General features: G+C 63.7%; 22 protein-coding genes. 13 read left to right on the forward strand and 9 right to left on the reverse strand.

Features of this window, described 5'->3' with window-relative positions; all coding sequences use genetic code 11:
- Nucleotides 1–6 precede the first annotated feature (6 nt).
- From epmA to L879_RS21285, 3 genes are all read left to right on the forward strand, one after another.
- The gene (gene epmA / locus L879_RS0110785) at nucleotides 7–1071 is read left to right on the forward strand and encodes an EF-P lysine aminoacylase EpmA (RefSeq protein WP_027316116.1); all 1065 of its coding nucleotides are present in this window, start codon (nucleotides 7–9) and stop codon (nucleotides 1069–1071) included.
- Nucleotides 1068–2117 carry a lysine-2,3-aminomutase-like protein gene (locus L879_RS0110790; protein ID WP_027316117.1) on the forward strand — a complete coding sequence of 350 codons (1050 nt, stop codon included), beginning with the start codon at nucleotides 1068–1070 and terminating at the stop codon, nucleotides 2115–2117. The genes epmA and L879_RS0110790 overlap by 4 nt, the downstream gene beginning before the upstream one ends.
- A 78-nt stretch (nucleotides 2118–2195) precedes the next feature.
- The gene (locus L879_RS21285; protein WP_051435233.1) at nucleotides 2196–4937 is read left to right on the forward strand and encodes a cation-translocating P-type ATPase; all 2742 of its coding nucleotides are present in this window, start codon (nucleotides 2196–2198) and stop codon (nucleotides 4935–4937) included.
- A 469-nt stretch (nucleotides 4938–5406) separates the two neighbouring features.
- Here the strand turns inward: L879_RS21285 and arfB are convergent, their stop codons facing one another.
- Entirely contained in the window at nucleotides 5407–5829 is a 423-nt protein-coding gene (gene arfB, locus L879_RS23230; RefSeq protein WP_084020923.1) for an alternative ribosome rescue aminoacyl-tRNA hydrolase ArfB, read from the reverse strand.
- Nucleotides 5830–6119: 290 nt separating this feature from the next.
- Here arfB and L879_RS23985 point away from each other — a divergent pair, with 290 nt between their 5' ends.
- Nucleotides 6120–6359, forward strand: coding sequence for a hypothetical protein (locus L879_RS23985; protein WP_035459307.1), 240 nt, complete (start codon nucleotides 6120–6122; stop codon nucleotides 6357–6359).
- A 138-nt stretch (nucleotides 6360–6497) separates the two neighbouring features.
- Here the strand turns inward: L879_RS23985 and L879_RS21295 are convergent, their stop codons facing one another.
- Entirely contained in the window at nucleotides 6498–6839 is a 342-nt protein-coding gene (locus L879_RS21295; RefSeq protein ID WP_027316119.1) for a DprA-like winged helix domain-containing protein, read from the reverse strand.
- Nucleotides 6840–7233: 394 nt separating this feature from the next.
- On the opposite strand from L879_RS21295, the gene L879_RS21300 reads away from it, so the two are divergent.
- On the forward strand, nucleotides 7234–7458 hold the full coding sequence (locus L879_RS21300; protein ID WP_035459308.1) for a hypothetical protein: 225 nt from the start codon (nucleotides 7234–7236) through the stop codon (nucleotides 7456–7458).
- 53 nt (nucleotides 7459–7511) lie between these two features.
- Here L879_RS21300 and L879_RS0110820 read toward each other — a convergent pair whose 3' ends face one another.
- The 5 genes from L879_RS0110820 to L879_RS22805 are packed head-to-tail and all read right to left on the reverse strand — an operon-like array spanning nucleotide 7512 to nucleotide 15232.
- Complete coding sequence (locus tag L879_RS0110820; RefSeq protein ID WP_027316120.1) at nucleotides 7512–9443, reverse strand: TniQ family protein; 1932 nt, start codon at nucleotides 9441–9443, stop codon at nucleotides 7512–7514.
- On the reverse strand, nucleotides 9443–11368 hold the full coding sequence (locus tag L879_RS0110825) for a TniQ family protein (protein ID WP_027316121.1): 1926 nt from the start codon (nucleotides 11366–11368) through the stop codon (nucleotides 9443–9445). Before L879_RS0110825 ends, L879_RS0110820 begins: the two co-directional genes overlap by 1 nt.
- Complete coding sequence (locus L879_RS0110830; protein WP_027316122.1) at nucleotides 11368–12384, reverse strand: TniB family NTP-binding protein; 1017 nt, start codon at nucleotides 12382–12384, stop codon at nucleotides 11368–11370. Before L879_RS0110830 ends, L879_RS0110825 begins: the two co-directional genes overlap by 1 nt.
- Complete coding sequence (locus L879_RS22800) at nucleotides 12384–14399, reverse strand: TnsB C-terminal domain-containing protein (protein ID WP_027316123.1); 2016 nt, start codon at nucleotides 14397–14399, stop codon at nucleotides 12384–12386. Before L879_RS22800 ends, L879_RS0110830 begins: the two co-directional genes overlap by 1 nt.
- Entirely contained in the window at nucleotides 14396–15232 is an 837-nt protein-coding gene (locus L879_RS22805) for a TnsA endonuclease N-terminal domain-containing protein (protein ID WP_084020925.1), read from the reverse strand. Before L879_RS22805 ends, L879_RS22800 begins: the two co-directional genes overlap by 4 nt.
- Nucleotides 15233–15575: 343 nt before the next feature.
- Between L879_RS22805 and L879_RS0110850 the strand changes: the two genes are divergently transcribed.
- The gene (locus tag L879_RS0110850; RefSeq protein ID WP_027316126.1) at nucleotides 15576–16523 is read left to right on the forward strand and encodes a hypothetical protein; all 948 of its coding nucleotides are present in this window, start codon (nucleotides 15576–15578) and stop codon (nucleotides 16521–16523) included.
- A gap of 180 nt (nucleotides 16524–16703) precedes the next feature.
- A complete protein-coding gene (locus L879_RS0110855; RefSeq protein ID WP_027316127.1) occupies nucleotides 16704–17237 on the forward strand; it encodes a VUT family protein in 534 nt (177 codons plus the stop codon).
- Nucleotides 17238–17269: 32 nt separating this feature from the next.
- On the opposite strand, the gene L879_RS0110860 is transcribed toward L879_RS0110855, so the two are convergent.
- Nucleotides 17270–17578: a helix-turn-helix domain-containing protein gene (locus L879_RS0110860; RefSeq protein ID WP_027316128.1), complete on the reverse strand. Its 309-nt coding sequence runs from the start codon at nucleotides 17576–17578 to the stop codon at nucleotides 17270–17272.
- Between the two features lie 50 nt (nucleotides 17579–17628).
- Here L879_RS0110860 and L879_RS21310 point away from each other — a divergent pair, with 50 nt between their 5' ends.
- The 5 genes from L879_RS21310 to L879_RS0110885 all read left to right on the forward strand — a co-directional run bounded on the left by L879_RS21310 (nucleotide 17629) and on the right by L879_RS0110885 (nucleotide 21271).
- Nucleotides 17629–18486, forward strand: a complete 858-nt coding sequence (locus L879_RS21310) for an endonuclease III domain-containing protein (RefSeq protein WP_051435235.1) — start codon at nucleotides 17629–17631, stop codon at nucleotides 18484–18486.
- Nucleotides 18432–18797, forward strand: coding sequence for a hypothetical protein (locus tag L879_RS0110870; RefSeq protein WP_154664172.1), 366 nt, complete (start codon nucleotides 18432–18434; stop codon nucleotides 18795–18797). Before L879_RS21310 ends, L879_RS0110870 begins: the two co-directional genes overlap by 55 nt.
- Entirely contained in the window at nucleotides 18797–20002 is a 1206-nt protein-coding gene (locus L879_RS0110875; RefSeq protein ID WP_027316130.1) for a PfkB family carbohydrate kinase, read from the forward strand. Before L879_RS0110870 ends, L879_RS0110875 begins: the two co-directional genes overlap by 1 nt.
- Complete coding sequence (locus L879_RS0110880) at nucleotides 19999–20592, forward strand: 7-cyano-7-deazaguanine synthase (RefSeq protein WP_027316131.1); 594 nt, start codon at nucleotides 19999–20001, stop codon at nucleotides 20590–20592. The genes L879_RS0110875 and L879_RS0110880 overlap by 4 nt, the downstream gene beginning before the upstream one ends.
- 112 nt (nucleotides 20593–20704) lie before the next feature.
- Entirely contained in the window at nucleotides 20705–21271 is a 567-nt protein-coding gene (locus tag L879_RS0110885) for a nitroreductase family protein (protein WP_161634659.1), read from the forward strand.
- 18 nt (nucleotides 21272–21289) lie between these two features.
- Here the strand turns inward: L879_RS0110885 and L879_RS21315 are convergent, their stop codons facing one another.
- On the reverse strand, nucleotides 21290–22213 hold the full coding sequence (locus tag L879_RS21315; protein WP_154664174.1) for an alpha/beta hydrolase: 924 nt from the start codon (nucleotides 22211–22213) through the stop codon (nucleotides 21290–21292).
- A 92-nt stretch (nucleotides 22214–22305) separates the two neighbouring features.
- On the opposite strand from L879_RS21315, the gene L879_RS0110895 reads away from it, so the two are divergent.
- Entirely contained in the window at nucleotides 22306–23313 is a 1008-nt protein-coding gene (locus tag L879_RS0110895) for a nucleotidyltransferase domain-containing protein (protein ID WP_084020927.1), read from the forward strand.
- The last annotated feature ends 46 nt before the right edge of the window (nucleotides 23314–23359 follow it).

The raw sequence follows: 23359 nt of genomic DNA on the forward strand, positions 1-23359 counted from the left end.
TTTGGAATGGATAAGCCCTCAGCCGCTCCCTCGTCCTGGTGGACACCCCATGTCCACGCGGACCGCCGCCCCTTTCTCCTGGGCAGGAACCGGATTCAGGCGGCCTTGCGCGGTTTCTTCGCGGAGCGGGACTTCGTGGAGGTCGATACGGCCACGCTCCAGACCTCGCCGGGCAATGAGGCCCATCTCCATGCCTTCGCGACGGAGGCCATCGGCCTCGACGGATCGAGGACGCCCCTCTACCTGCACACCTCCCCGGAGTTCGCCTGCAAGAAGCTGCTGGCGGCAGGCGAGCACAGGATCGCGTGCTTCGCCCATGTCTACCGCAACCGGGAACGGGGCCCGCTGCACCACCCCGAATTCACCATGCTCGAATGGTACCGGGCGGGCGAGAGCTACGAGACCCTGATGAAGGATTGCGCCGAGATCCTGGCCCTGGCCGCCGAGACGGCCGGAGCCCGTACCCTTGCCTTCCGGGGCCGCGAGACCGATCCCTTCCAGCTTCCTGAGCGCCTGAGCGTGGCCGAGGCCTTCGAGCGCTTTGCGGGCATCGACCTTCTCGCCTCCATCGACGGGAACGGCGCGACGGACCGGGAGCATCTGGCAGCGAGCCTCAAAGCAGCGGGCCTGCGGGTGGCCGAAGACGACACCTGGGCGGACCTGTTCAGCCGCGTCATCGTGGAGCGGGTCGAACCCAATCTCGGCCTTGGGCGCGCCACGATCCTCGACGAGTACCCGGTCGCGGAAGCGGCCCTTGCCCGTCCGACCGCCCGAGATCCACGGGTGGCAGAGCGGTTCGAGCTCTATGCCTGCGGCGTCGAGCTCGCCAACGCCTTCGGCGAGCTGACCGACGCGGCCGAGCAGCGCCGCCGCTTCGAGGCCGAGATGGCGGAAAAGATGCGGGTATACGGAGAGAGCTACCCCGTGGACGAGGATTTTCTGGCAGCCCTGGCCCGCATGCCCGAGGCGAGCGGCATCGCGCTCGGCTTCGACCGGCTCGTGATGCTCGCCACCGGCGCCGCCCGTATAGAGCAGGTGCTCTGGGCCCCCGTTCCGGAGGCGAGCCGTTGAACGCCCGGCGCCCCCTCCGCACGCCCGCAGAGCTGGCCGAGGCCGGCCTCGTCGCCCCGGAAGACCTTGCCCGGATCGAAGCCGTGGCCGAGCGCTACGCCATCGCCCTCAGTCCCGCCATGGCCGGCCTGATCGATCCGAGCGATCCGAACGATCCCATCGCGCGGCAGTTCGTGCCGGATGCCGCCGAACTCACGACGACTCCCGAGGAACGGGACGATCCCATCGGTGATCTGGCCCACAGCCCGGTCGAGGGGATCGTGCATCGCTATCCCGACCGGGTCCTGCTGAAGGCGGTACACGTCTGCCCGGTCTATTGCCGCTTCTGCTTCCGTCGCGAAATGGTGGGGCCGCAGGGGCTCGGCACCCTCTCGCCCGACGCGATGGATAAGGCCTTCGCCTATGTCGCGGCTCACCCGGAAATCTGGGAGGTGATCCTCACCGGCGGCGACCCGCTGGTTCTCTCCCCGCGCCGTCTGGCCGAGATCATGGAACGGCTGGCCGCCATCGACCATGTGAAGGTCGTCCGCTTCCATACCCGTGTGCCCGTGGTCGAGCCGGAGCGGATCGACGCGGCTCTGATCGCGGCCCTGAAGGCGAGCGGCAAGACGGCCTATGTGGCGCTCCATGCCAACCATCCGCGCGAGCTGACGTCGGATGCTCGGGCGGCCTGCGCCCGGCTCGTGGATGCGGGAATCGTCATGGTCAGCCAATCCGTGCTGCTGAAGGGCGTCAATGACGATCCCGAGACCCTGGCCGCCCTCATGCGGGCCTTCGTGGAGACGCGGATCAAGCCCTATTACCTGCATCACCCGGATCTCGCACCCGGCACAAGCCATTTCCGCCTCTCCATCGAGGAGGGCCGCGCCCTCGTGGCGGCTCTGCGCGGGCGGCTCTCGGGGCTGTGCCAGCCCACCTACATCCTCGACATTCCCGGCGGGCATGGAAAGGCGGTGATCGGCGCCGATGCGGTCCGGCCCAAGGACGGCTGCTACACGGTGTCGGACTTCAGGGGCAACGAGCACGTTTATCCGCCCGAGCCTTGATACGGGCCAAAGCCCTTTGCGGCCCGGGAGATGACGGGGCATTCTCGAACGGTGCCCAGCCCCTCGGAGCCGAGCGAAATGGACAGCGATCTCCGCGAACCGGAAGAAGACCGGGCTTCCGACCGGCCCTCTTGGCACGCGGTTTCGGCCGTGGAGGCTCTTTCGCGGCTGGGAGCCTCCGCTGCCGGCCTGTCCAAGGAGGAGGCTGCGAAGCGCCTTCGCCGCCATGGCCCCAATGCTCTGCCTGAACCGGCGCGGCGCACGATTTTGGCCATCGTCTTCGGTCAGCTGAAAAGCCCGCTGATCTATCTGCTCATCGCCGCAGCCGTGGTTTCCCTCTGGCTCGGCGAGATCGACGATGCCGGGTTCATTCTGCTGGTACTCGCCATCAACACCACGATCGGCGCTGTCCAGGAATGGCGCGCCGAAACCCATACGGCGGCCCTGCGCTCCGCGATCCAGACCACGAGCCGCGTTCTCAGGGGCGGCCGCGTGAAGCGGATCGATGCATCCCAGCTCGTGCCCGGCGACATCGTCCATCTGGAGGCGGGCGAGCGCATTCCGGCAGATCTGCGCCTTCTTCAGGCGGCCGAACTCCAGACGGATGAATCCTCCCTGACCGGCGAATCCCTGCCCGTCGACAAAGCGGCTTCCGATGCCCTTCCTGAGGACACGCCGCTCGCCGACCGCATGACGATGCTGTTCGCCGGAACCATGGTCCAGCGCGGACGCGCCGAGGGCCTCGTGGTGGAAACCGGATCACGGACGCAGTTCGGCCGGATCGCCCAGACCCTGGAGGTTTCGTCCGCCGAGCCGCCGCTGACCCGCCGCATGGCACGCTTCTCGCACGTGCTGGGAGCCGTCGCCCTTGCTCTCGTGGCTGGGGTCATCGCGGTCCAGCTGCTCCAGGGCCACTCCCTCCAGGCGACATTCTTGGTCGCCATCGCGCTCGCCGTATCGATCATTCCCGAGGGACTGCCGGTCGCGGTCACGGTGGCGCTCTCCGTCGCGACCCGGCACATGGCACGCCGCCACGTGATCGTCCGCCACCTGCCCGCCGTCGAGGGGCTGGGAGCCTGCACGGTGATCGCCACCGACAAGACCGGGACGCTGACCGTCAACCAGCTCACCGCGAAACGCGTCTGGCTGCCGGACGAAGGCTTGGTCGCGGTCGGCGGCGAGGGCTTCTCGCTGGACGCCGCCTTCACGAAGGACGGCGTTCCCTTGGAGGGTTCGGCCTACGAGGCCCTGGCATCGTTGGGCGTTTCGAGCGCCCTCTGCAACGATGCGACCTTCGATCCCACCCTCGGCGCGCAAAGCGGCAGCGGCGACACGGTGGACCTCGCCTTCCTGGTTCTGGCCGTGAAGGCGTCCCTCGATCCCGGCCGCCTGCGGCGGCACACGCCCCGGCTGGCGGAAATTCCGTTCTCGGCGGAACGTAAATTCGCTGCGACCCTGAACCGCCACGGCGATGGCCATCGCCTTCACGTCAAGGGCGCGGCAGAGGTCATCGTGCCGCTCTGCCGGGGAAATCGCCACCGGGAGGCGCTGGAGATCGCGGAAGGAATGGCGGGCGACGGCTACCGTGTGCTCGCGGTCGCCACCAAGCGGATCGCGCCGGTCTTCTCGCATGAGCAGCCCTTCCCGGACCAGGAACTCTGCGGCCTGACGCTCCTCGGCCTCGTCGGCTTCATCGATCCGCTGCGCCCGGAAGCCAGGGAGGCAGTCGCCCAATGCCGCAGGGCGGGCGTCGCGGTGAAGATGGTCACGGGCGATCATCCTTCCACCGCCCTCGCCATTGCCCGCGACCTCGGCATCGCCGAGCGCAGCGAGGATGTGCTCACCGGACGCGACCTGGCGGCGCTCGCCTTCGAGCCGCATTGCATCGCCGCCCTCGCGGCGAAGGCCTCCGTCTTTGCGCGGGTGGAGCCTGCGCAGAAGGTAGAGATCGTCGATGCGCTTCAGGCTGCGGGCCACGTGGTCGCGATGACCGGGGACGGGGTTAACGATGCTCCCGCCCTTCACCGCGCCGATCTCGGCGTCGCCATGGGACGCGGCGGCACCGACGTGGCGCGCGATGCCGCCGATCTCGTGCTTACCGACGACAATTTCGCCTCGATCGTGGCGGGCGTCGAGGAAGGGCGTGCGGCCTACGCCAATATTCGCAAGGTCATCTACCTGCTCATCAGCACGGGAGCCGCCGAGGTGGTGATGTTCCTGCTGGCCGTGGGAACCGGCCTGCCGGTGCCCCTGACCGCGATCCAGCTCCTGTGGCTCAATCTCGTCACCAATGGCGGCCAGGACGTGGCGCTCGCCTTCGAGCGGCGGGAGCCGGGCCTGCTCGACCAGCCTCCGCGATCCCCCAAGGAGCCGATCTTCGACCGGCTGATGATCCGGCAGGTGGCGATCTCCGGCATCTATACGGGCCTCGTCGCCTACGTCTTCTTCGCCTGGCTGATCGGACAGGGCATGGGCGCGTTCGAGGCGCGCAATCTCCTGCTGTTCCTCATGGTCGCCTTCGAGAACGTGCATGTGTTCAACTGCCGCTCGGAGCAGCGCTCGGCCTTCGCAACCCCCTTCCGCAACAACTGGCCGCTGGTGGCGGCCGTGGTCGGAGCGCAGAGCGTCCATATCGCCGCCGCCTTCCTGCCGGGCGTGCGCGACGTGCTTCAGATGCAGCCGATTTCCCTCGGGATGTGGCTGATCCTCGTGCCCATCGCCGGTTCTGTCCTCGTGGTGATGGAAATCGACAAGCTCCTTCGGCGGCTCTCCTCCCAAAGAACCTCAGCGCCGCCTGCAGCCGCGCGAACTCCGCCGTAATCGGGAACCAGAGTGGCGGGTCTCCCGTGGCCGCCGCGCAGGAACGATCTGGAGCGGCGCCACGCAGATTGCCGCCCTATCCGGCGAAGAGGCCGATCATGTCGAACGAGACGGTTGAACCGAAGCCCGATGAGCAGAGCCTGATCGAGGCGACGTTCCGGAACGGATCCATCACCGCCATCGGGGTGGTCGTCGGGTTTTCCCTCGGATTCCTGAGCCGCTGGTCCGCGCTTCCAGGTCAGTGGGCTCATTCCGATCTGGTCTCGGTCGTCATGATCGCCCTGGGCCTCGGCCTGCAGATCAAGTCGCTGGCGGACCTCCTCCTGATCACATCCCTTCAGATCAAGCGCTACAACCGCTCGATCCGGATTTTCCTCGCCGACCTGATCCTCGTCGGAGCCGGGATCGTGCTGGCGATCTTCGCCGATCTCTTCGGCCTGGGCGGCATCGTGCTCCAGGGCCGACCGGATCAGTCGAAGACAGGCTTCGCGCTGCGTCCCTTCTTGATATCGGCCCGGCGCCCCTTCGCCTCGAGCCTGCGTTTCTTGGAGGCGAGGGTCGGACGCGTGGGGCGTCGGGGCTTCGGCCGCTCCGTGGCCTCGCGGACCAGTTCGACGAGGCGCGCCACCGCATCTTCCCGGTTGCGCTCCTGAACGCGGAAGCGCTGGGCGGTGATGACCAGAACGCCTTCGTTCGTCATGCGCCTCCCGGCAAGTCTTGCGAGCTTTTCCTTCACGTAATCGGGAAGCGAGGGAGAATTGCGCACATCGAACCGCAACTGGACGGCGGTCTCGACCTTGTTGACGTTCTGCCCGCCCGGCCCCGAGGCGCGGATGAAACTCTCCTCAAGTTCCGCCTCGTCGATAGCGATGGAAGGGGTCACACGGATCATGGGGGGCTCTGGAGCAGGCGGGGGAGAATGACAGATGGAACAGGCGAATGGATTTCCAATGCAGGCTTATCCGCCGCTTGTCGAGAACCGTCCCGGCTTCAGGCCGCTCATCCCCACTTCGGTCCTCCCCGTTCCGGAGGCGGATCGTGCGCCTGCCCGACCGCTATCTCCCTTCGAAGTTGAGGTTGAACTTCGGTCATGCAACCAATGATTTATATCTCAAGACTTGTCTTATCTCTAGTTGTGCTGCTATCTAGGAAATATGCAATAAAGAGACAGTTCCCCGCCTCATGACCAAATCTCTGCGCCCATTGAACGACCGATCCTCGAACGGCCAGCGCGAGGCGCAGGAAAAGGTGGCCACTGGTGAGGGAATGAGCCCGCTGGAGACGGCCGGGTATATTGCAGAGTTCTCGGCCGAGCTGTCCTATCTCGCGCGGCAATCGAAACTCGACCTTCTGGCCTACCTGCTCGACATGGCGCGCCTTGAAGCGATCCGCGCCGTCCGGATGGATACGAAGGATCTTTGAGCCGCACTTGAGCATTTTTCGGCGAAATGGATGCGGTTTGCCGTGAAAAATGCGGCCTATCAAAGAAAAGAGATGATTCCACGCAAGGGGAACAGCTCTAAGGAAAGGCAGGATCGCCGTTCCGTTTCAGGCCATGAATCACGCTTCGATCAGCGACACCGCATTGCCGCCGTGGCGTTCGAGACGTCCGGCGATCTCAAGCTCCAGCAGCGCCATCTGGACGGCTCGGATCGGCAAGCCCGATTGCCTGACCAGATCGTCGATGGCGACAGGAGACGGCCCGAGAAAGGCGATGAGGTCGGCCTCCCTCTCATCGGCCTCGTCCTCGACGCCGGAATCCGGCAGGACGGGCGTCACCGGAGGGCGCACGACATCGGGCAGGTCGAGCTCGTCCCACAGCTCCTCGGACCCGAGGGCGTAATGGGGCTCCTCGGCGCTGCGGTCGAGGCTTGGTCCGGTGGCGATGAGAGGTTCGAGCACGCTCGTGACATGCTCGACGCCGGCGCAGAGGGTCGCGCCGTCGCGGATCAGGTCGTTGGTTCCCTCGGCGCGGGGATCGAGAGGGGACCCCGGAACGGCGAAAACCTCGCGTGTCGTGTCTCATTAAGCTCGACAATGCCATTCTTTATTTCTCAAGGGGTTACGAACCCAAGTCTCATGACAACGTCACCACGAATCTTAGGAATCCTGACACTCGACTCACGGAATCTCATAAAGTCAGGCAGTGCGCTTTCGGAGGTCAAACTCTCCTTCCCCGTCGGAGCCAGGACTCGGTCCAGCGTCCGCCGCAGACCCTGTCATTTTCTACAATTGAAGGTCGTCGTGGCGCGTCCTACGTCCGTCTCGCCTCTTTCAACCTAAGAAATGACTACCCATGGCAATCAAGCTGACCGAAGCCGATCACAACAAGCTCGACGCCCTTCTCGACGGCGTCCTCGACGCGCATGCCTCGGGAGACGTGATCCTCAGCCAAGCGCGGGAGGCCATCGCCCACGTCTTCGCCGCGGCTGCGATCGACAACGAAACCGAAGTGAAGAGCTGGCTCGAGCCGGACCGCCTTGAGAGCTGGAAGGAAGAGTGCCGGAAGACGCGTGACTGACGCCTCGTTCGTAAGAAGGAGCATGGCGGCTGTCGCAGCGCCCGCCGTGTCTGTCATTCACCGGATCGGACGCGACTCCTCTGGAATGTCAGAATCATGTCTTTGATCGGCAACGCATCCAACTGGTCACGCCTGTAAAAAAGGCACAATGGCGTATCCGTCGCCCTTATGGTTTCGAGGTCCGGGATCTTCTGGAGCATCCGGGCCATTACCCGCGGAGCACTGCCATTTTCCTTAGCGACTGACTGGACAGACACCCATTTCTCATGAAACGTCTTGGCTGACGCCTTGTCGACGCGGATTTCGCGGCGGGCGTGAGGCGCGGCCCTGATGTGCCCTCCCGCCACCAGCCCGAGTGTCACCGTGACGTGGAAGCCGAGGTTGTCGCGAATCCACCTGAGTGTTACCCATTCGCCCTCTGCATTTAACTTGCGGATCCCCGCCATGAACCGGCTTGCCTCGTCGGCGTCGAAGAGGAGCGCGTCAAGCCCCGCGCCTTCGGGAATCTGCGCGAGCGGCGCGATCTCGCCCGACGCAATGGCTGCGACAAGCGTTTTTGCGGAGTAGTCGCGGGTCATCGTCGCCATCACCCGAGAGAAGTTCCACGTCTTTCCCGGGTCCTCCCGACGCGGACGCCAACCGGAATTCAAGGACGTGATGAGGCGTTCGACTTCCGAATGTGTGAAATAATAGAGCTTTGTCTTCCTTGCCCCGGCGCATACGGGTCCAAGTAGTGGCTCGATGACCCGGTCCTCGACGAGCCTCAGCGCAATCCTGTCTTTTATGCCGAGCCTCCGTTTCACTTCATTGAACCCGAGCAGCGGCTTCCCAGGCGGGCAGATCTCGTCCACGGACGCGCGGTCGACTGCAATGTACCGGCTATGCTGTTTCCTTGTCCCGACCTTGATGATCCGGGCTTCTATAAGGAGGTGGCGCAAATGCCGGGGCCTGCCGAGACGCTCGCCGAATTCCGAGAAGGACAGGTAAGGACGCTCCGTCTCGTGCATTGGCCCGGTTATCGTGTTGCCGCGGGTGAGGATGCCATCCCACTCCACCACCGCATACTTTGCGATCGCGCTCCGCACGGTCGCCCACGGTTCGTGGTCGTGTCTTACGAGAAATTGCCAAAACCCGCCGAGCAGCTCGCGTATGCCTCCGGAGCTGTGGCCGGTCCGCTTCTTGGCCGTGATACGCTCGTTGATGTATGGCGAAAGCCCTGCGGGCCAGTCGCGCAGGGCTTCCGCTCCCTCTTGCAGCTGCGCTATGATGCGTCCGACGTCCTCATGCGTCTGGCCATATCCGTACTGCGGGCTAAGTCCACGAAATCCTGCGTATGCGCCGAGCACTACAGCCGCCTCGATGAGCTGGCTCAAGGAAAGATGAGACAGTCCCGGCGGAACGGCGCAGATCTCGGCAAGATCGGGGTGCACCTTAGGAAATCCGGCGGCGAGCGCGATCATCGCAGTCCCGCGCAGTCGTTCCGGAGCGATCGGGATGCGCGGCACGAAGCGGATGTCTACCGAGCACCCGCTGCATGTGAGGAGCGGCCGTGACCTGTTGTAGCTCTTGTTGCACACGGGACACGCCCTTACCAGCCGCCGCAGATGCAGCGGACACGCCTGGATAGCTTTGAGGTCGAAAACGCCCGAGTGATATCCGCGCTCCTCTAAGCAGTCTGGGCAGTGCTTGTAAGTCTTGCGCTCGAGTACGCGTTCATCGACGGCATGACAGAAGAACCTGCGCTCGCCGCCGACCCTCAAGTAGACCCGCTGAGCCACCTCGTCCTCAGGGATGTCGAGGATAGCCGACGCTGCGCGGACGTCCGCCTCGGACCACTTGTAGAGCGCGGCAGGCGCTTTTAGCACCGCGACGATCCATGACGGCTCGTCATAATTGTTATGCGCAGCGACGCGTCCCATAAGGCCCGCTAGGCTTTCGTCGGGAAAGGACTCAAGAGGAAAGAGAACCGGCCGGATCGTGTCCATCACCTCTTCCTGTCGGACGGTTGATGCCTAGGGCGCTTGCGGGGGCGCTGCAACAAGTCCACGAGCGGAAGCCGGGCGATATCGGCCCGCCGGTAAAACGGCGACCGGTGCCGCGCCGCTACCGGCAAGACGCCGATCCCCTCCACTTTCAAGAGCGCGCGGTTCAGCGCAAGCGATGTGACTTTATGGTTCGGCGCGACGTGCTGACAGGCGATCCATTCTGCATTGAACGCTTCGACGGATCTCCGGCTCAGGCGGATCCACTTCCCTGATCCCATGCGATCGAGGTGCCCTGCCTTCACCAGTGCATGCACGACGCTCGAGTGGACTCCGAGCAGCCGGCAAGCCCATGCGACAGAGACCACGTCTCCGCTTCCGGCCTCTTGAAGCTCCGCTAGAAGCCGCCGCGCCTGAGTGCCGTCGAATGCAAGTCCGCCCAGTCCCTCGCTTGCTCCAGAGGTTGAAAAAGCTGGCAGTCGCCTGTTCCGGATCGCGGCGAGCACATCGGCAGGATCGACGCCGGCCGCTTCTTGCGCTTTCATCAGCGACTTGAACGACCAAGTTTTATTCAAGCGCGTGCTGTCAATGCGCGGCGACGCGATGAGCCCCTGCACGAAAGCGTCGATCTGCGGCCGCGCGAAGAAGTGGTTTTTCAGACGCGCCGCGCCGGAGCGCGAGGGTCCGAGGAGCGGGGGGATCACGCCTGCCGCGACGAGCCTCTGAGCGAGCTTGAATGGCAGGCCGACGTGCAGGGCCATTTCCTTCAGTCCGATCAAAGGCTGCCCAGACGGGCAGACGGCGTCAAGCGATGCGCGGTCGAGCGCGACGACACGACGCCCGCCAGGTTCACGGGCACGGTGCGTCTTCACGATGCCGGAAAGGACCAGCGCGTTCCAGACCCTCTCGGAACGACCTACCCTCGCTCGCAGTTCCTCAAGCGGCACATATGGCAGAGGCTGGCCGAGCCACTGCTCGACCGTTGCCGCCGTGGGCCCTGTCACGATCCCGCTCCATTCGCCAGCGATGTAAGCTGCCACCTGGTGTCGAAGCGTCAGCCACGGCTCCCGCTCTTCACTTGAGACAATCGACCAAAGCCGCCCCAGGTCGCCCGGCGACCCGCGCCTGCGCCGCGCGTTGTTCCGGGCGGAAACCTCGCGCAGAAACGCACGGAAGCCTTCCGGCCAGACGCTGACAGCGTCATATCCTGCCTGGAGCACGGCGAACTTGTCACCGGCGCGGCGGATTGCCGTGTATGCTCCGCCGCTTAGTGAGACGCCTAAGTCTAGCGCTCCAAGTGTGATCAGCAGTTCTGACAGCTCGTCTAAGCTGAGATGGGCCAGCGCCGCAGGAACGTCCTGCCAACGGATGGCACCAAAGCCGGCCAAGCGTGCGAGCCATGCCGTACCCTGTAACCTCTCTGGCGGCACCGCCTGGACTGGGGCATTCCGCCGATCTGCTTTGCACGCATAGCATTCGAAGAGGAGCTGGCTCCGAAGATACGGTTTCCCGCATCGATGGCATGCGCTGGCGAGACGGCACTCGTGACGCGGACACGCGTCAATGGCGACGAGGTCGAATGTCGCCCGATGGTATCCGTGGTCCGCGAGGCACTTCGGGCAGTGCTTGTAAGCCTCTTTCTCGAGCGCTCTGTCCCGCAGCCGGTGTCCCAGAAAGTTGCGAACCTCGCCTTTCCGGAGATAGGCGCGCGACGCCACGTCGTCGGCAGCAAGGCCGAGGAGACGCGCCGCGGCCTCGACATTCGCCGCGGTCCACAGGTGCTGCCGGCGCGTCGCGCCGATTACGTCGACGAGCCACCCCGCATTGTCATAATTATTGCTATCCGCCGTCCTCGCGAGAAGGCTTGCGAGGCTCTCGCCCGGGTGCGGGCGGACCGGGAACAGGACGGGACGGAGCGGATGATGCATCACTTCTTCGAATCCTTTGGCCCTTTCGGTCCGGATCGCGGGTTGATGACGGTTGGCCCGCCTTTGACAGTCGACTTCACGGTCGGGTCGAACGGGTTCTTGCCTCTGCCCGTTTTCTTAAATGCTTTGGCGAAGTCTTCTCTCGTGATCGTGTCCGGACCGTCGCCGCGCTCGAGGCTCACGCGCGCCGCGGCGCGGACCAGGCGCGTCATCATGCCGATGACGCCGCCGGTCGCTTCGTGGATCGGCTTCGCGAGTTCCGGCCGCCACATCTGCGGCGGCCGCTCGAACCCCAGCTGATCTTCGTACATCTTCAAGAACGCCTGAAACCGGACGGTCTTCTCGCCTCCGTCCCAGGCCATCGGCTCCAGTTCGATCACCTGCGCGGTGCGCCGCTCGAGCTGCTCGTTCCGGCTGATGATGGTCATTGAGTCAGGGAGCCCGGCGCAGACGACAGGGACCTGAGCGTTGTCGAGCAGCTGCTTGAGCCAATCCGTGACGAGAAACGATACGCGGTCGCGGTCTCTATCGAGAAGGTGTTGAAATTCGTCCAGAATGATAAGCCGCTTCCCCGTGCGGTGAAGCGCGCTGACGATCCTCGTCGAGTTCCTCGCTGCGGTGCTCTGCCGGTCTTTGACGGGGTCGCCGAGCGCTTCCAAAAACGCCTCCGTGATCGCCTTGATCGTCGCGTGGGCCGGGACCGCCATGAACAGCACCTCGCCTTCCCGGCCGAGCTTACGGACTTGAGACAGGAAGTAACGGAGAGAAGTTGTCTTTCCGCATCCTGAGGGCGCGGTCAGCATCGTCAGCTCCGCGCTCTCTCCGTCCGACCCCGTCTCGAGCCGCTCCAAAATTTCGTCGCAGACCCGCATCATCTCGTCGTAGCGGACGAAGAGCCCCCTTATCTTGCGGAGACGCTGCGCTCGTTGGACCGCAGTGTACGGTCGTGCCGGAGCCTTGCCGTCCTGTACGGCCTCGTCACTCGGACCGTCGAAAATAATGGTTTCATCGTTCATCACAGCGTCTCCGAATCGATGCCAAATTTCTGTTGTGCTTCGCGCATCTGCGCTTCGAGCTCCTCGTCCGAGAGCGTCGGGCCTGGCTCGGGCTCGGGCGGCATCGGCGTTGCAGCCGGCGATCTGAGATCGGCCATGGCGAACGCTTCTCGCCCAGCGAGCTTGTCAGGCGTACCCGGTCGGTCCGCGAGCCGGGCGTCGCCGGACTTCGTCCTCTTGCGACGCCCGTGTTTCTGGGCGTCAGCGGCCAGTTCGTCATAGAACTCCGCCTTCACGGCGAGGACCTCCTCCTCGGACGCGCCGCGGACCCGGTCGCCCTTGGCTTTCATGAACGCCCTGTGCTGCCAGAGCGTGAGACCGTCAGCGAAGTTCGGCGCGGTGCATGGTATGCGCTGGAACTTGCCGCTCTCGTCGTCGAGCACGAAGACAGCCGACAAATCCGTCGGATCGTAACGAATGTCCTCGAGCCTGAAGTTGCCTCGGCGCTTCACGCGCTGCTCGCGCAGCCAATCGCTGTGATAGTACAGGTTGAAGGCGCTGATGCCGGTTTTCTGGACAGTTCGCGGATCGAGCACGCCAGACGCAAGAATGGTCAAATCTTCGACGTTGTCCGGCATGCGGACGGGATACCGCTCGACGCCCTCGGCCCAAAGTTCCGCCGGGGCGCGGCCGTCGAGGCCGTTGTGCGTGTCTATCGAATAGATGTCGACGATGAACCGATGTAGAAAGTAGTTGATCTCTTCGAGAGTGTATATGGCGGCCCGGGCGGGATCATAGCTGCTCTCAGCCGTGGTGCGGCTCAGCGTGACGCCCGACATCTGATCGAACAAAGCCGTTCGCAACGTGCGGAAGAAGCGCTCGATCTTTCCCTTCTTTTGCGGATTACGCGGCGGTGCGTAGTCGATCGAGATGCCCAGGCTCCGGCATGCCATGACAAAGTTCCTGGAATGGAACTCCTGACCGTTGTCCACGACGATAACATCTGGCATGCCGTAGCCGAGCCACTCGCGCCGGATCTTGCCGCCAAATGCTTCCTGGACATACAGCTTCGGCAGGATCATGTGCCGCAGCAATAGCATCACCGAGGCGAAACTCGGCCACTCCCACGTCAAAACGAATCCGAGAACCATGCGCGAATATCGGTCAATTGCGACCGTGAGCTTGGGCCGGCCGAGCAGCAGGCCGTCGCGATCCTGGGCATTGATGTCCATATACCAGTGGTCAATCTCGACCACGTTCAACGGCGCGACCTCGTCTTTGGCGCGACGGACGATGTCGTACTTCAGCTTCGCTGCGCGGCGTCCATGCATGGCAGCGGTGAGTTCTTCGTCGTTCAACTTTAGGCTCCATCTGTAAAAGGTTGCCCGGCTCGGTACAGGGAGAGGGTCATCGGACCGGATCAGATTGCGGCGCTTGATCGCTTGCACGAACCGCGGATACACCGCGCTCATGTGCCGGTACGGCGTGTTCCGCAGCTCCGCGCGCGTGAAGAAGCTCATGAAGATCTCCTCGACCTCGACGCTTTTCAGGCGCTCTTCACGCGGCCCGGGATGGCCGGGGACGAGAGCTCGGATGTCGTTGCCGTGCTGCAAGCTCTTCGCGAGCCAGCGGCGAATGGCGCGGGTCGACGGTGGTTTGCCGCTTGGAAACAGATCGGCGAACTTCCGCGCCGCGGCGGCGAGAACAGCGTCGGAATAGGGTCGCGGGCCACATTCTTCTTGCAACGCGCTCAGGAACTTAGACCGCGTCTCCGCCGTCGCGCGGCGATGCTCCGGGATCGCGACGTAATCGCGCTCGAGCGGATTGTACCGCCGCGCCGCGTCCGCGTTTTTCGGCGCGACATGTCTCAAGAGCCGGCCTTCGGTGAACGCGGCGAGCAGATCGTCGACGGAGAAGATGCGGAACTCGCCCGTGAGCGGCGAGACAAACTGATATCCTTCCGGCACGCGACGGTGCATCGACCATTCCACCCCGTCGAGTTGCACCCGCTCGTTGAGGTCGAACCGGATGCTCATGGCACGCCTCCGACGACGAGCTTGCTCTGCGGCGTGAGCGGCGCGTCCGCATCGGCCAGGAATATCGCGCCGTCGAGGATCATGGCGTATAGGGCGTAGCGCGCGTCGCGGGCCACACCGAGCATGTCGGGGATGTCGCCGACCGCAACGCCCCCGGGTGATGCGAGGAGCAGCTCCAGTACCCTTTCGGCGAACTCGGGCGACGGCTTGGTTCCTCTGCCGCGCAAGAGTTCGATTGCGTTGCCAAGGCGCGGTTCGCGCTGGATCTCGTGCTCCGTCATCACTTTATAGGCAATGCCGCGGAGCGCCAGCTCGCGCGTCAGCACTTTCGTGCGGTACGCATACTTCGCCGCGTCGTCTGCGTATTTCGTCTCCACGATCATCGCCGCGCCATTCCGCACGAGCGCGAAATCAGGCGTGTGGTCCCGCGTCACGCCGTTCTCGTCGGCATAAAACAGCGTGCATGGCTGCTCGCGCAAAAACGTGACCGCCGGGTCGGCTTCGCACAACCGCAGGAAGTCGCGCTCGAGGTGCGACTCGTAGCCGATTTGCTCGAACTTACGGCTCGCGAACCACCCCACATGCGTCGAATGAGAGCGACGCACGACTTTCCGCACGGGCGGGCCGCTCATTAACGACTTGAACTGATCTGACAGCATCTGAACACCTTCGGTAGCAAGGCGCTCGCCGCTCGATCCCACGCTCAACCCTAAAAATGTCCCGGGTTGGCGGGACCCGTCCCGCCTGCATCTTTCAGGGATTCGAATGACAAAGCCTTCACTCATCAATTCTGGTCCTTTCCAGAGTTTGATGAGTGAGAAGGTGCGTTTCATCCGCACCCTTCCCGCGTTCCGCGGCGGCTCCGCCGACTAAAACCCAAACGCCATCACCCGTGCTAGCAAGCGCCCGGACGTCGGCCAGGTCGCCGTTCAGGGGCCGCTTGTGCTCGTCCGTGGGCGCGATGACGTGGTTCATATGAACGAGCTTGAGCAAAAGTCGTCAATTAATCGTAACTTTAGATTGCAAATTTCCTCTAAAGGTTGTACCTAGCAGCTTCCAAGCTGGCGTCGCATGTACTTGGCGGAACTCTCGGTTCTTGAGAGCCTCAGCTCACACGCTTAGACGTGAACGAGGAGAGGCGACAGAATCTCGCTTCACGACCGCACCGAAAATCCAATGCCCGATCCCCAATCTTATCCTGCTGCAAACCCGACCTACGAACGACGTCTCGTCGTCTTCATCGATTTCCTCGGCTTCAAAGAAATCGTGGAGCGCACCACGCATGATCCAGATTATCTGGGAGAGATCCTGAGAGCCATGGATGTCCTCGGGGAAATTGGAATGGAGCCTGAGATATTCGGGAGCCAACGCCTCACCCAATTCTCGGATTCGATTGTCCTATCCTACCGCATTGACGAAGAGTCCGCCGTCTTCTGGCTCTTGAGTCAGATCTCACTGGCTGTGATCGGGCTTGTGGAGCGCGGCTTTCTCATCCGCGGTGCGGTGACGGTTGGTGACCTCTACCACCACGACCGGCATGTCGTCGGGCCTGCGATGGTCCGCGCATACGAGATGGAGAGCAAGAAGGCCAAGCATCCCCGTGTGATCATCGATCCCGAGGTCGTTCGAGTTGCTCGCCAAAGTCATGCCATCGGTCACGCCCCCGATGAGGAGGAGGAATATGTCCGCGCGTTCATCACCAAAGACCTCGATGGATTATTCTTTCTGGACTATGTGTCTTGGAAATCGGTGATTGAGGTCGCTGGCGGGAACGACAAGCGCTACCCCAAGTATCTCGAGAAGCTGGCAAGGCTGATTGAGCAGGGGCTTCAGCATGACAATGCTGGTGTCGCCGAGAAGTATCTGTGGCTGCACCGGCAGTATGTCGACGCCCTCGATTTGATTCGAACCCTTCCTGCCGACAATGGGTATAGGCTAGAAAATCCCGAGAACTGCACTGCAATCGAAGCCATGCCGGACATGGACGAGCTCGCTGAAACCACGAAGGAGCGTGTTGCCGCTGCTAGGAAGTCCAAATGGGCCATCTTCCGCCATCTTGTCCGAAGCTGGTTCCGGCGTTGGCTCCCTACAGCGAGGCGGCCTGACGACGGTCAGAGTCCCTAACTCAAGCAGGTGGCTCCCTGCCACATTCTGGAATTTCGGTTTTGTCTGCCGTTATGGTGCGGGTCGTCCCTCCAATCTTTCTTGATCTGATTTCCGGCGGAGAGGATGCTGAGGAGCATGACAGACGGGATTTCGTCAGACTGGTGGCCAGGCAGGCGGGCACGGTCCGCACGCACAGCGATGGCGCGAGGATTCCTGCTCTTCACCGCGTACTGCGCCTGCATCCCGGCGGCGAACTGGCTGATCGGCCACGTCGGCACGGTCTGCGTCCCGCAAGGACCGTGCCTGATTCCCGTCGCGCCAGGCCTGATGGCTCCGAGCGGCGTGCTGATGGTCGGCGTCGCGCTCGTGTTGCGCGACCTGGTGCAGAGATGTGTTGGTGCGTCGGTCGCCCTTGGGGCCATCTTGACGGGAACAGGCCTGTCCGCCCTGCTCGCCTCCCCCTCCCTCGCCCTGGCCTCGGCCGTGTCGTTTCTCGTATCAGAGGCGCTCGACTTCGCCGTCTATACCCCGCTCCAGCGCAAGAGGCTGGTTTGGGCCGTGGCGCTCAGCAGCGTCGCTGGAGCCGTTGCTGACAGCGTCCTGTTCGTCGGCCTCGCCTTCGGCAGCCTCGATTACGTGGCGGGGCAAATTCTCGGGAAATGCTGGGCCGTGCTACTGATGCTGCCCCTGATCGTGGGGCTCCGTCGACGGGACGCTAAACTCCTCAGCTGACGCCTCTTAAGATGCTGGGAGCAGCCGTCGCCTTAATGGGCGATCTGCTGCACGGCTCGCAACAATTGCATAATTTGCATACGCTTCTCCGGCGGCGCGGCCATGAGGCCCTCGACGATCCGCCTCAACTCGCCGTTCTCCTCGGCCGGCAGCTCGCTCCGCGCCAACCATTCCGACAGCGCTGCCGCCGTCTTTCGCCCCATTTTTATCTTGCCAGATAGCAGTTTGCTCAGGTGAGGCTGCGTCACCCTACAGGCTTTGGCGACCTCCGCTTGAGTGAGGCGCAGGGCCTGCATCCGGCCACGGACTTGCCGCAGGATATCGGGAGGATCAGTTGACATCGGATGCCTCAAAATGCATAATATATATGCATTACATAGGATCACAGGACATGCAACAGGTCATCGCGAAGATCGCTGGCACATACGCGGCCCTCGACCTCCCCGATCCCGACGCATGGCTGATGCCGGGGATCCGCTGGGGCAGCTTCGAGCATGCCCTGACCCCGGCCTTCTGGGTGAGCCAGGCGTGGATGAGCGACGAGGCCCAGGCCCCGTCCTTTCGGCTTGGCAAAACGCTCGTCGAGGAGGTTGTCGTCTGCCTGCTCGGCGGGCACGGCATGCCGGCTGAGGTCGGCCTGGCCGCGTCGGACCGCATCTGCAAGGCCCTGGCGGACACCGCGGACAACCTCCTGTCGGACGAGGAATGCGAGCGCCTGCTGCTCGAACCCTTCCTGGTCGGGGGCCGACCGGTCCGCTATCGCTTCGCGCGGCAGCGGGCGCGCTATCTGGCGGGAACGCTTCGGGGCCTGAAGGCCATCGACGAGGCCGGCCTGTCCGACGTGGCCTTCCGGGACGCGCTCTGCACCCTGCCGGGCATCGGGCCCAAGACGGCGTCCTGGATCGTCCGCAACCGCCGGGCAAGCGACGCGGTGGCGATCCTCGACGTCCACATCATCCGGGCCTGCCAGATCATGGGGGTCTTCCCGGAATCGGCGTGCCCGGCGCGCCATTATCTGGGGCTGGAAAAGCGGTTTCTTGACTTCTGCTTGGCCGCCGGGGCCCGGGCGTCCGTCGTCGACGCGGTGATGTGGGGCACGATGCGCCGGGTCAGCAAGCGCTTGTTGAACCAGCTCATTGACCAAAACCAGAAGTTTTATAATGCTCGCGCTGGATTCGAACAGGAGAGCATTCAGTGTCAGGGTCAGGTCCAAGCGATTGGAGTAGCAACGGCGGCTCCGGCTCCCTAGGGGGCGGAGGGAGCGGAGGCGGCGGGTCCGACAACCCGTGCATGCGGGTCCGGAACGGCACCATCACCAGCCCGAAGCCGGCTGTGGTCGCCGGCCTCAGGGTCGGCAGCATCCTCGCCGTCCGCACGCGGCCGGCAGGGCCGACCACCGCCCTGGTGGTGGAGGACGCGGCCGGGCAGTTGGCCGGCTCCCTCACCTTCTATGGCTATTTGGACGTCATCGACTGCATCCAGAACCAAGGCGTCGCCTATCGGGCCGTCGTGACCAACATTGTCGGCGGGGCTCACGAGGTCCGCGTGGAGCCGGTGTGATGGCCGATCTCACCGTCGTCGGCGGCGTCTATCTCGAGGTGTGCATCCAACCGTTCTGGGAGGAGCTTTACGGATCGGCCGGTCGAGCCGTCGCGGCCGTGGCCGGTCTTGTCGACGGCAAGACCACCCTGGTGTCGTATGTCAGCGACAGGGACCTGAGGGCGGCGGACCAACTGGCGCAGCGGTCCCGGGCCGGCCTGGAACGACACGCCAGCGCCGATACGATCAAGTTCCACTATCTTCACCCGCTTGCCACGCCGACCATCAGTCCGCCTCCCGACCGCATCGTAGCCCGCGAGCCTATTCGGGTGAACGGCGACGTCGTGCTGCGCTACGGCATGCTGGAAGGAGAAGCGGTCGTCGACGCTGGCACCGCCGTCTATGACCCGCAGTCGGCGTTCGGCGCGAGGCGCTTCACTGAGAACGGCTCCAGGGCGAAGCGGCTTGCCATCGTGCTCAACCGGTACGAGGCCGTGTCGATGACGGGCCTGGACGATCCGGCTGCGGCAGCCGAATGGCTGCTGCGCGAGGAAGGCGCGGAGGTCGTCATCCTCAAGATGGGCGGGCACGGCGCTTGGGTCATCACCTCCGGCGGGAAGGACGTCGTGCCGCTCTACCAGACCGAGCGCGTCTGGAAGATCGGCTCCGGCGATGTCTTCTCGGCGGCCTTCGCCGCTTTCTGGGGTTGTCAGGAGATGCCGGCGGCGGAGGCGGCAGACCTGGCCTCGCGCGCCACGGCGCGGTACTGCGACACGCGGGAGCTCCCGATCCCTGATCCTGCGGCGCTGCGGGCCCTGGCCTACCCGCCGGTGAGCCCCGGAACAGGGCTCGTCTACCTCGCCGCGCCTTTCTTCGACCTCGGCCAACGGTGGCTCGTGGAGGAAACCTATACGCTGTTGAGGGACTTCGGCGCGGGCGTGTTCTCCCCGGTCCACGCGGTGGGCCCCGGCCTGGCCGAAGTCGTCGCGCCGGCCGATATCGAAGGCCTTGAAAGGTCCGACGTGGTCCTCGCCATCCTCAACGGCCTCGATACCGGAACGGTCTTCGAGATCGGCTATGCCGTCAAGAGAGGGATCCCGGTGGTGGCCTTCGCCCAGAACGTCAGGGAAGAGGATCTCAAGATGATCGTCGGCACCGGATGCGAGGTCACGGACGATTTCACAACGGCTCTCTACCGGACCATTTGGAGGCTCCCCCATCCATGATCGCGCTCCTTCTGTCAGGTGGCATGGATTCCGCCTGCCTCGCATGGTGGAAGAGGCCCGACGTGGCGATCACGGTCGATTACGGTCAGCGCCCGGCGGACGCCGAGATCGAGGCGGCCGGCGCGGTCTGCAAGGCCCTTGGCATCCGCCATGAAGTCGTCCGCGCGGATTGCTCCTCCCTTGGCTCCGGCGACATGGCGGGATTGCCTCCGGCGGACATCGCGCCGGTCCCGGAATGGTGGCCGTTCCGAAACCAGCTGGTCCTCACCCTCGCCGGCATCGCGGCGGTCAGGCTCGGCGTGACGCACCTGATGATCGGCGCGCTCCTGACCGACGGCGCGCACGCCGACGGCCGGCCGGAATTCGTCGAGGCGATGTCCGCCGTGATGGCGCTGCAGGAGGGCGGGATCACCGTCTCCGCCCCGGCCATCGAGCTGACCGCCGTCGATCTGGTCAGGATCTCGCAGATCCCGAAGGAGGTGCTCGCCTGGACCCATTCATGCCACGTCGCCAATCACGCCTGCGGCCGGTGCCGCGGCTGCTTCAAGCACTCCAGGACATGTGAAGAGCTTGGCTGGGATCCCCGCTGAAGAGCCGCGTCCGCGCGGCACGCCGCTCCCCTGGCAAGCCTTCCGTCCTCGCGTCTTGGAGACGGAGCCGCTCGCGCGACCGGAAGCTCCCCGCCCGCGGGATTTCGGCGACGTGCTACGCTCGCGCCGGTCCGGCCTCGCCGGTCCGGTCGGCTGGACCGAAGTCGCGGGGCTGCTGTGGCACGCCGCCGGCATCCAGGACCGGGCCCCGTCGGGCCGCGCGGGCATCCCGGTCGAACGGCGCGCCAGCCCGTCGGCGGGCGGACTGCATCCGATCCACTTGGTCTGCATCAATGGCGATGGCGACGGGCGCGTCCGCCTCTACGATGCCCATGACCATGCCTTCCATGTGCTCGACGTCGACCACGAGGATGTCTCCGCGAAGAACGCGGCGGTCGTGGGCGAGATCCTGGGCGCGTCGCGCGGGTGTACGCTCCGGCTCGTCGCCGACGTCGGCAAGGTCGAGGCGGCCTATGAAAATCCCGAGAGCCTGGTCCTGCGCGACGCCGGCTGCGTGGTCGCCGTTTTGTGCCTGTGTGCGGAGTGGCTCGGCCTGACGGCCTGCCCGCTCGGCTTCCTCGGCGACGAGCTGTTGGCGGCCTTGGATTTTCCGGGGCCACGATTCCGGGCGCTCGGTGCCGTGCAGATTACAGCGCCCGTGGATCCGAGCGGCCCTTAGGACCTATGGTTTTGCTCTTCAAAGATGTTCTTCGATGAGTGGGATGGTGGAGAGAACGGTAGAATCGACAGATTTGGCGCGAATAGTTTTCCTTTGCGGCGCTATCGAAACGTCAGAAATACGGCTTTCTAAAAAGCGCACTATCGATTCCCTAGCACCAAATTTAAACAAGTCATTATGCGCCGCGGGCCGAAATCGCTCAAATGTCTTTGGCTTGTTCGCCAACTTGAACAATCCCTCGCCGAAACCAATCGGGACTGTCCTATCTTGTTCTCCATGCTGAAACAGGATTGGCGCATGGACAGCTGCGATCTGCAGGTCTGACCGGAAGGGATCCCGGATCAGCGATTGAACAGGAAACCAAGGGTACCGATGCGAGGCGACGGCCGCGATCGACGTGAATGATCCCTGGAGGATAACGGCCGCTACCTTCTCTTGAGCAGCCACATGTACGGCGAGAGCCGATCCCAAGGATTCGCCCACTACAACGATTCGGCTTGGCTCGACGCGAGCGGCCAGCCAGCGGTATGCCGCTTCAGCATCCATGCGCAATCCGGCTTCGCTCGGAGCGCCCGTTGAGCCCCCGAACCCCCTGTAATCGATTGCCAAGAGGCCGCCTCCGATGCTGAGGAGTCCCTCGATGCGATCGACGCGACGTCCGAGCGCTCCGCCTTTTCCGTGAAAATAGAGGAAGACCCATCCGCGCTCGGGTGGCGGACGGTACCAAGCCTGGAGAACCTGTTCGTCTCGGGTCTGAAGCTCGACGGCCTCAAGCCCACTCAGACCTAGGGATTGCGGGGACATGCGTACGCGATCCGGCGAGAAAACGAACTCCCTCTGCCCAATGTAAAGCCATGCCAAGGCAAGCAGGTACACCAAGCCGGCTATGGACAGTCCGGCCTTAGCGAGGGTCCAGACCAAATGGCGCTTCGAGGCCTTCACGGCGTCATGCTCCTGTTGCCTGCCGCTGATCACACGAGCCCACCCCTCGATACAACCACAGCTCTAATTTATCCACATGTTGTAACTTTACATTGTTGAGCCGGCTGTGTAAGCGGGCGCAATCATCAGGTCTAAGACCACAAACCTACAACCAGAAGCAACAGGGGCGCACCTTGAAAAGCAGCATTTCCGAGTTCACTCACGTTAAGTCAGGTTTGGAGTTCAACAACCTACTGGCGAAAAATGGCGTCTCGGCAAGGTCTTTGGTCTCGACGGTCGTGAAAGACACGGTGGACCCTGGAATTGTCGTTGTCGGCTCCATCCCGAAGGGTTTCGCCAAGCCGGAATCCGACATTGACCTGTTGGTCATAACGGAGCGTGAGGCGGATCATCTGCCGGGAAGCCCGACCCTGGTCCTCAAGGCAGGGGCGAACTCGCGCACCTACATGCACAAGGTTTCCCTGAATGGCATCGAAATCGATGTCGAAGCGATTTCCTTAGAGACGCTCTCGGAACTGAAGACAAGCGTTGGCTCGCTTTACCGCTTCTTCACGACACAGTCTTCGTCAGAGCCGATTCCCGAGCTCTCGCAGGAGGACGTGCGTCTGATCGACATGCTGCGACACGGATGGGCCATCTCCGGAGAGCAGCAGATCGACCTGTTCAAGAGCAGCTTCAAGGCCGATCTCCTGCCCATCTATTTCGCCGTCTACAACACCATCCAGATGCTGGAGTATTTCGAGGACGTGATCTCGCTCAAGAACGAGGATCCGGCCACGCTCTGCGGCATCGTCAGGATATGCATGGTTCGAGCCGCGATGGCGTTCCTTGGTGCGGGAGGGATCACGGATCAGAACGAGAAATGGACCTGGAAGCACCTGAACCGCGTTGCGAGCAAGCTCGACCCGGTAGGCCAAGCGCTGATCGAGCAGATCGTTCACCATGCTTTCCTCAGCATCCGCGACATCCAGGATCGCGACCAGCTCGTGTCCGCCATCGATGGCATCCGTCAGAAAGTTGAGGGTTACCTGTGCCTCAACCCCATGGTCAAGGGAACGCTGGCCTCGGTGAGGTCCAAGTTCACCTACTCCTTCGACTGACGAAGCCCGCCGTCTTCTCATTTCGAATCGAACCATCAGCACGACG

Source organism: Microvirga flocculans ATCC BAA-817, from assembly GCF_000518665.1.
Classification (GTDB): Bacteria; Pseudomonadota; Alphaproteobacteria; order Rhizobiales; family Beijerinckiaceae; genus Microvirga; species Microvirga flocculans.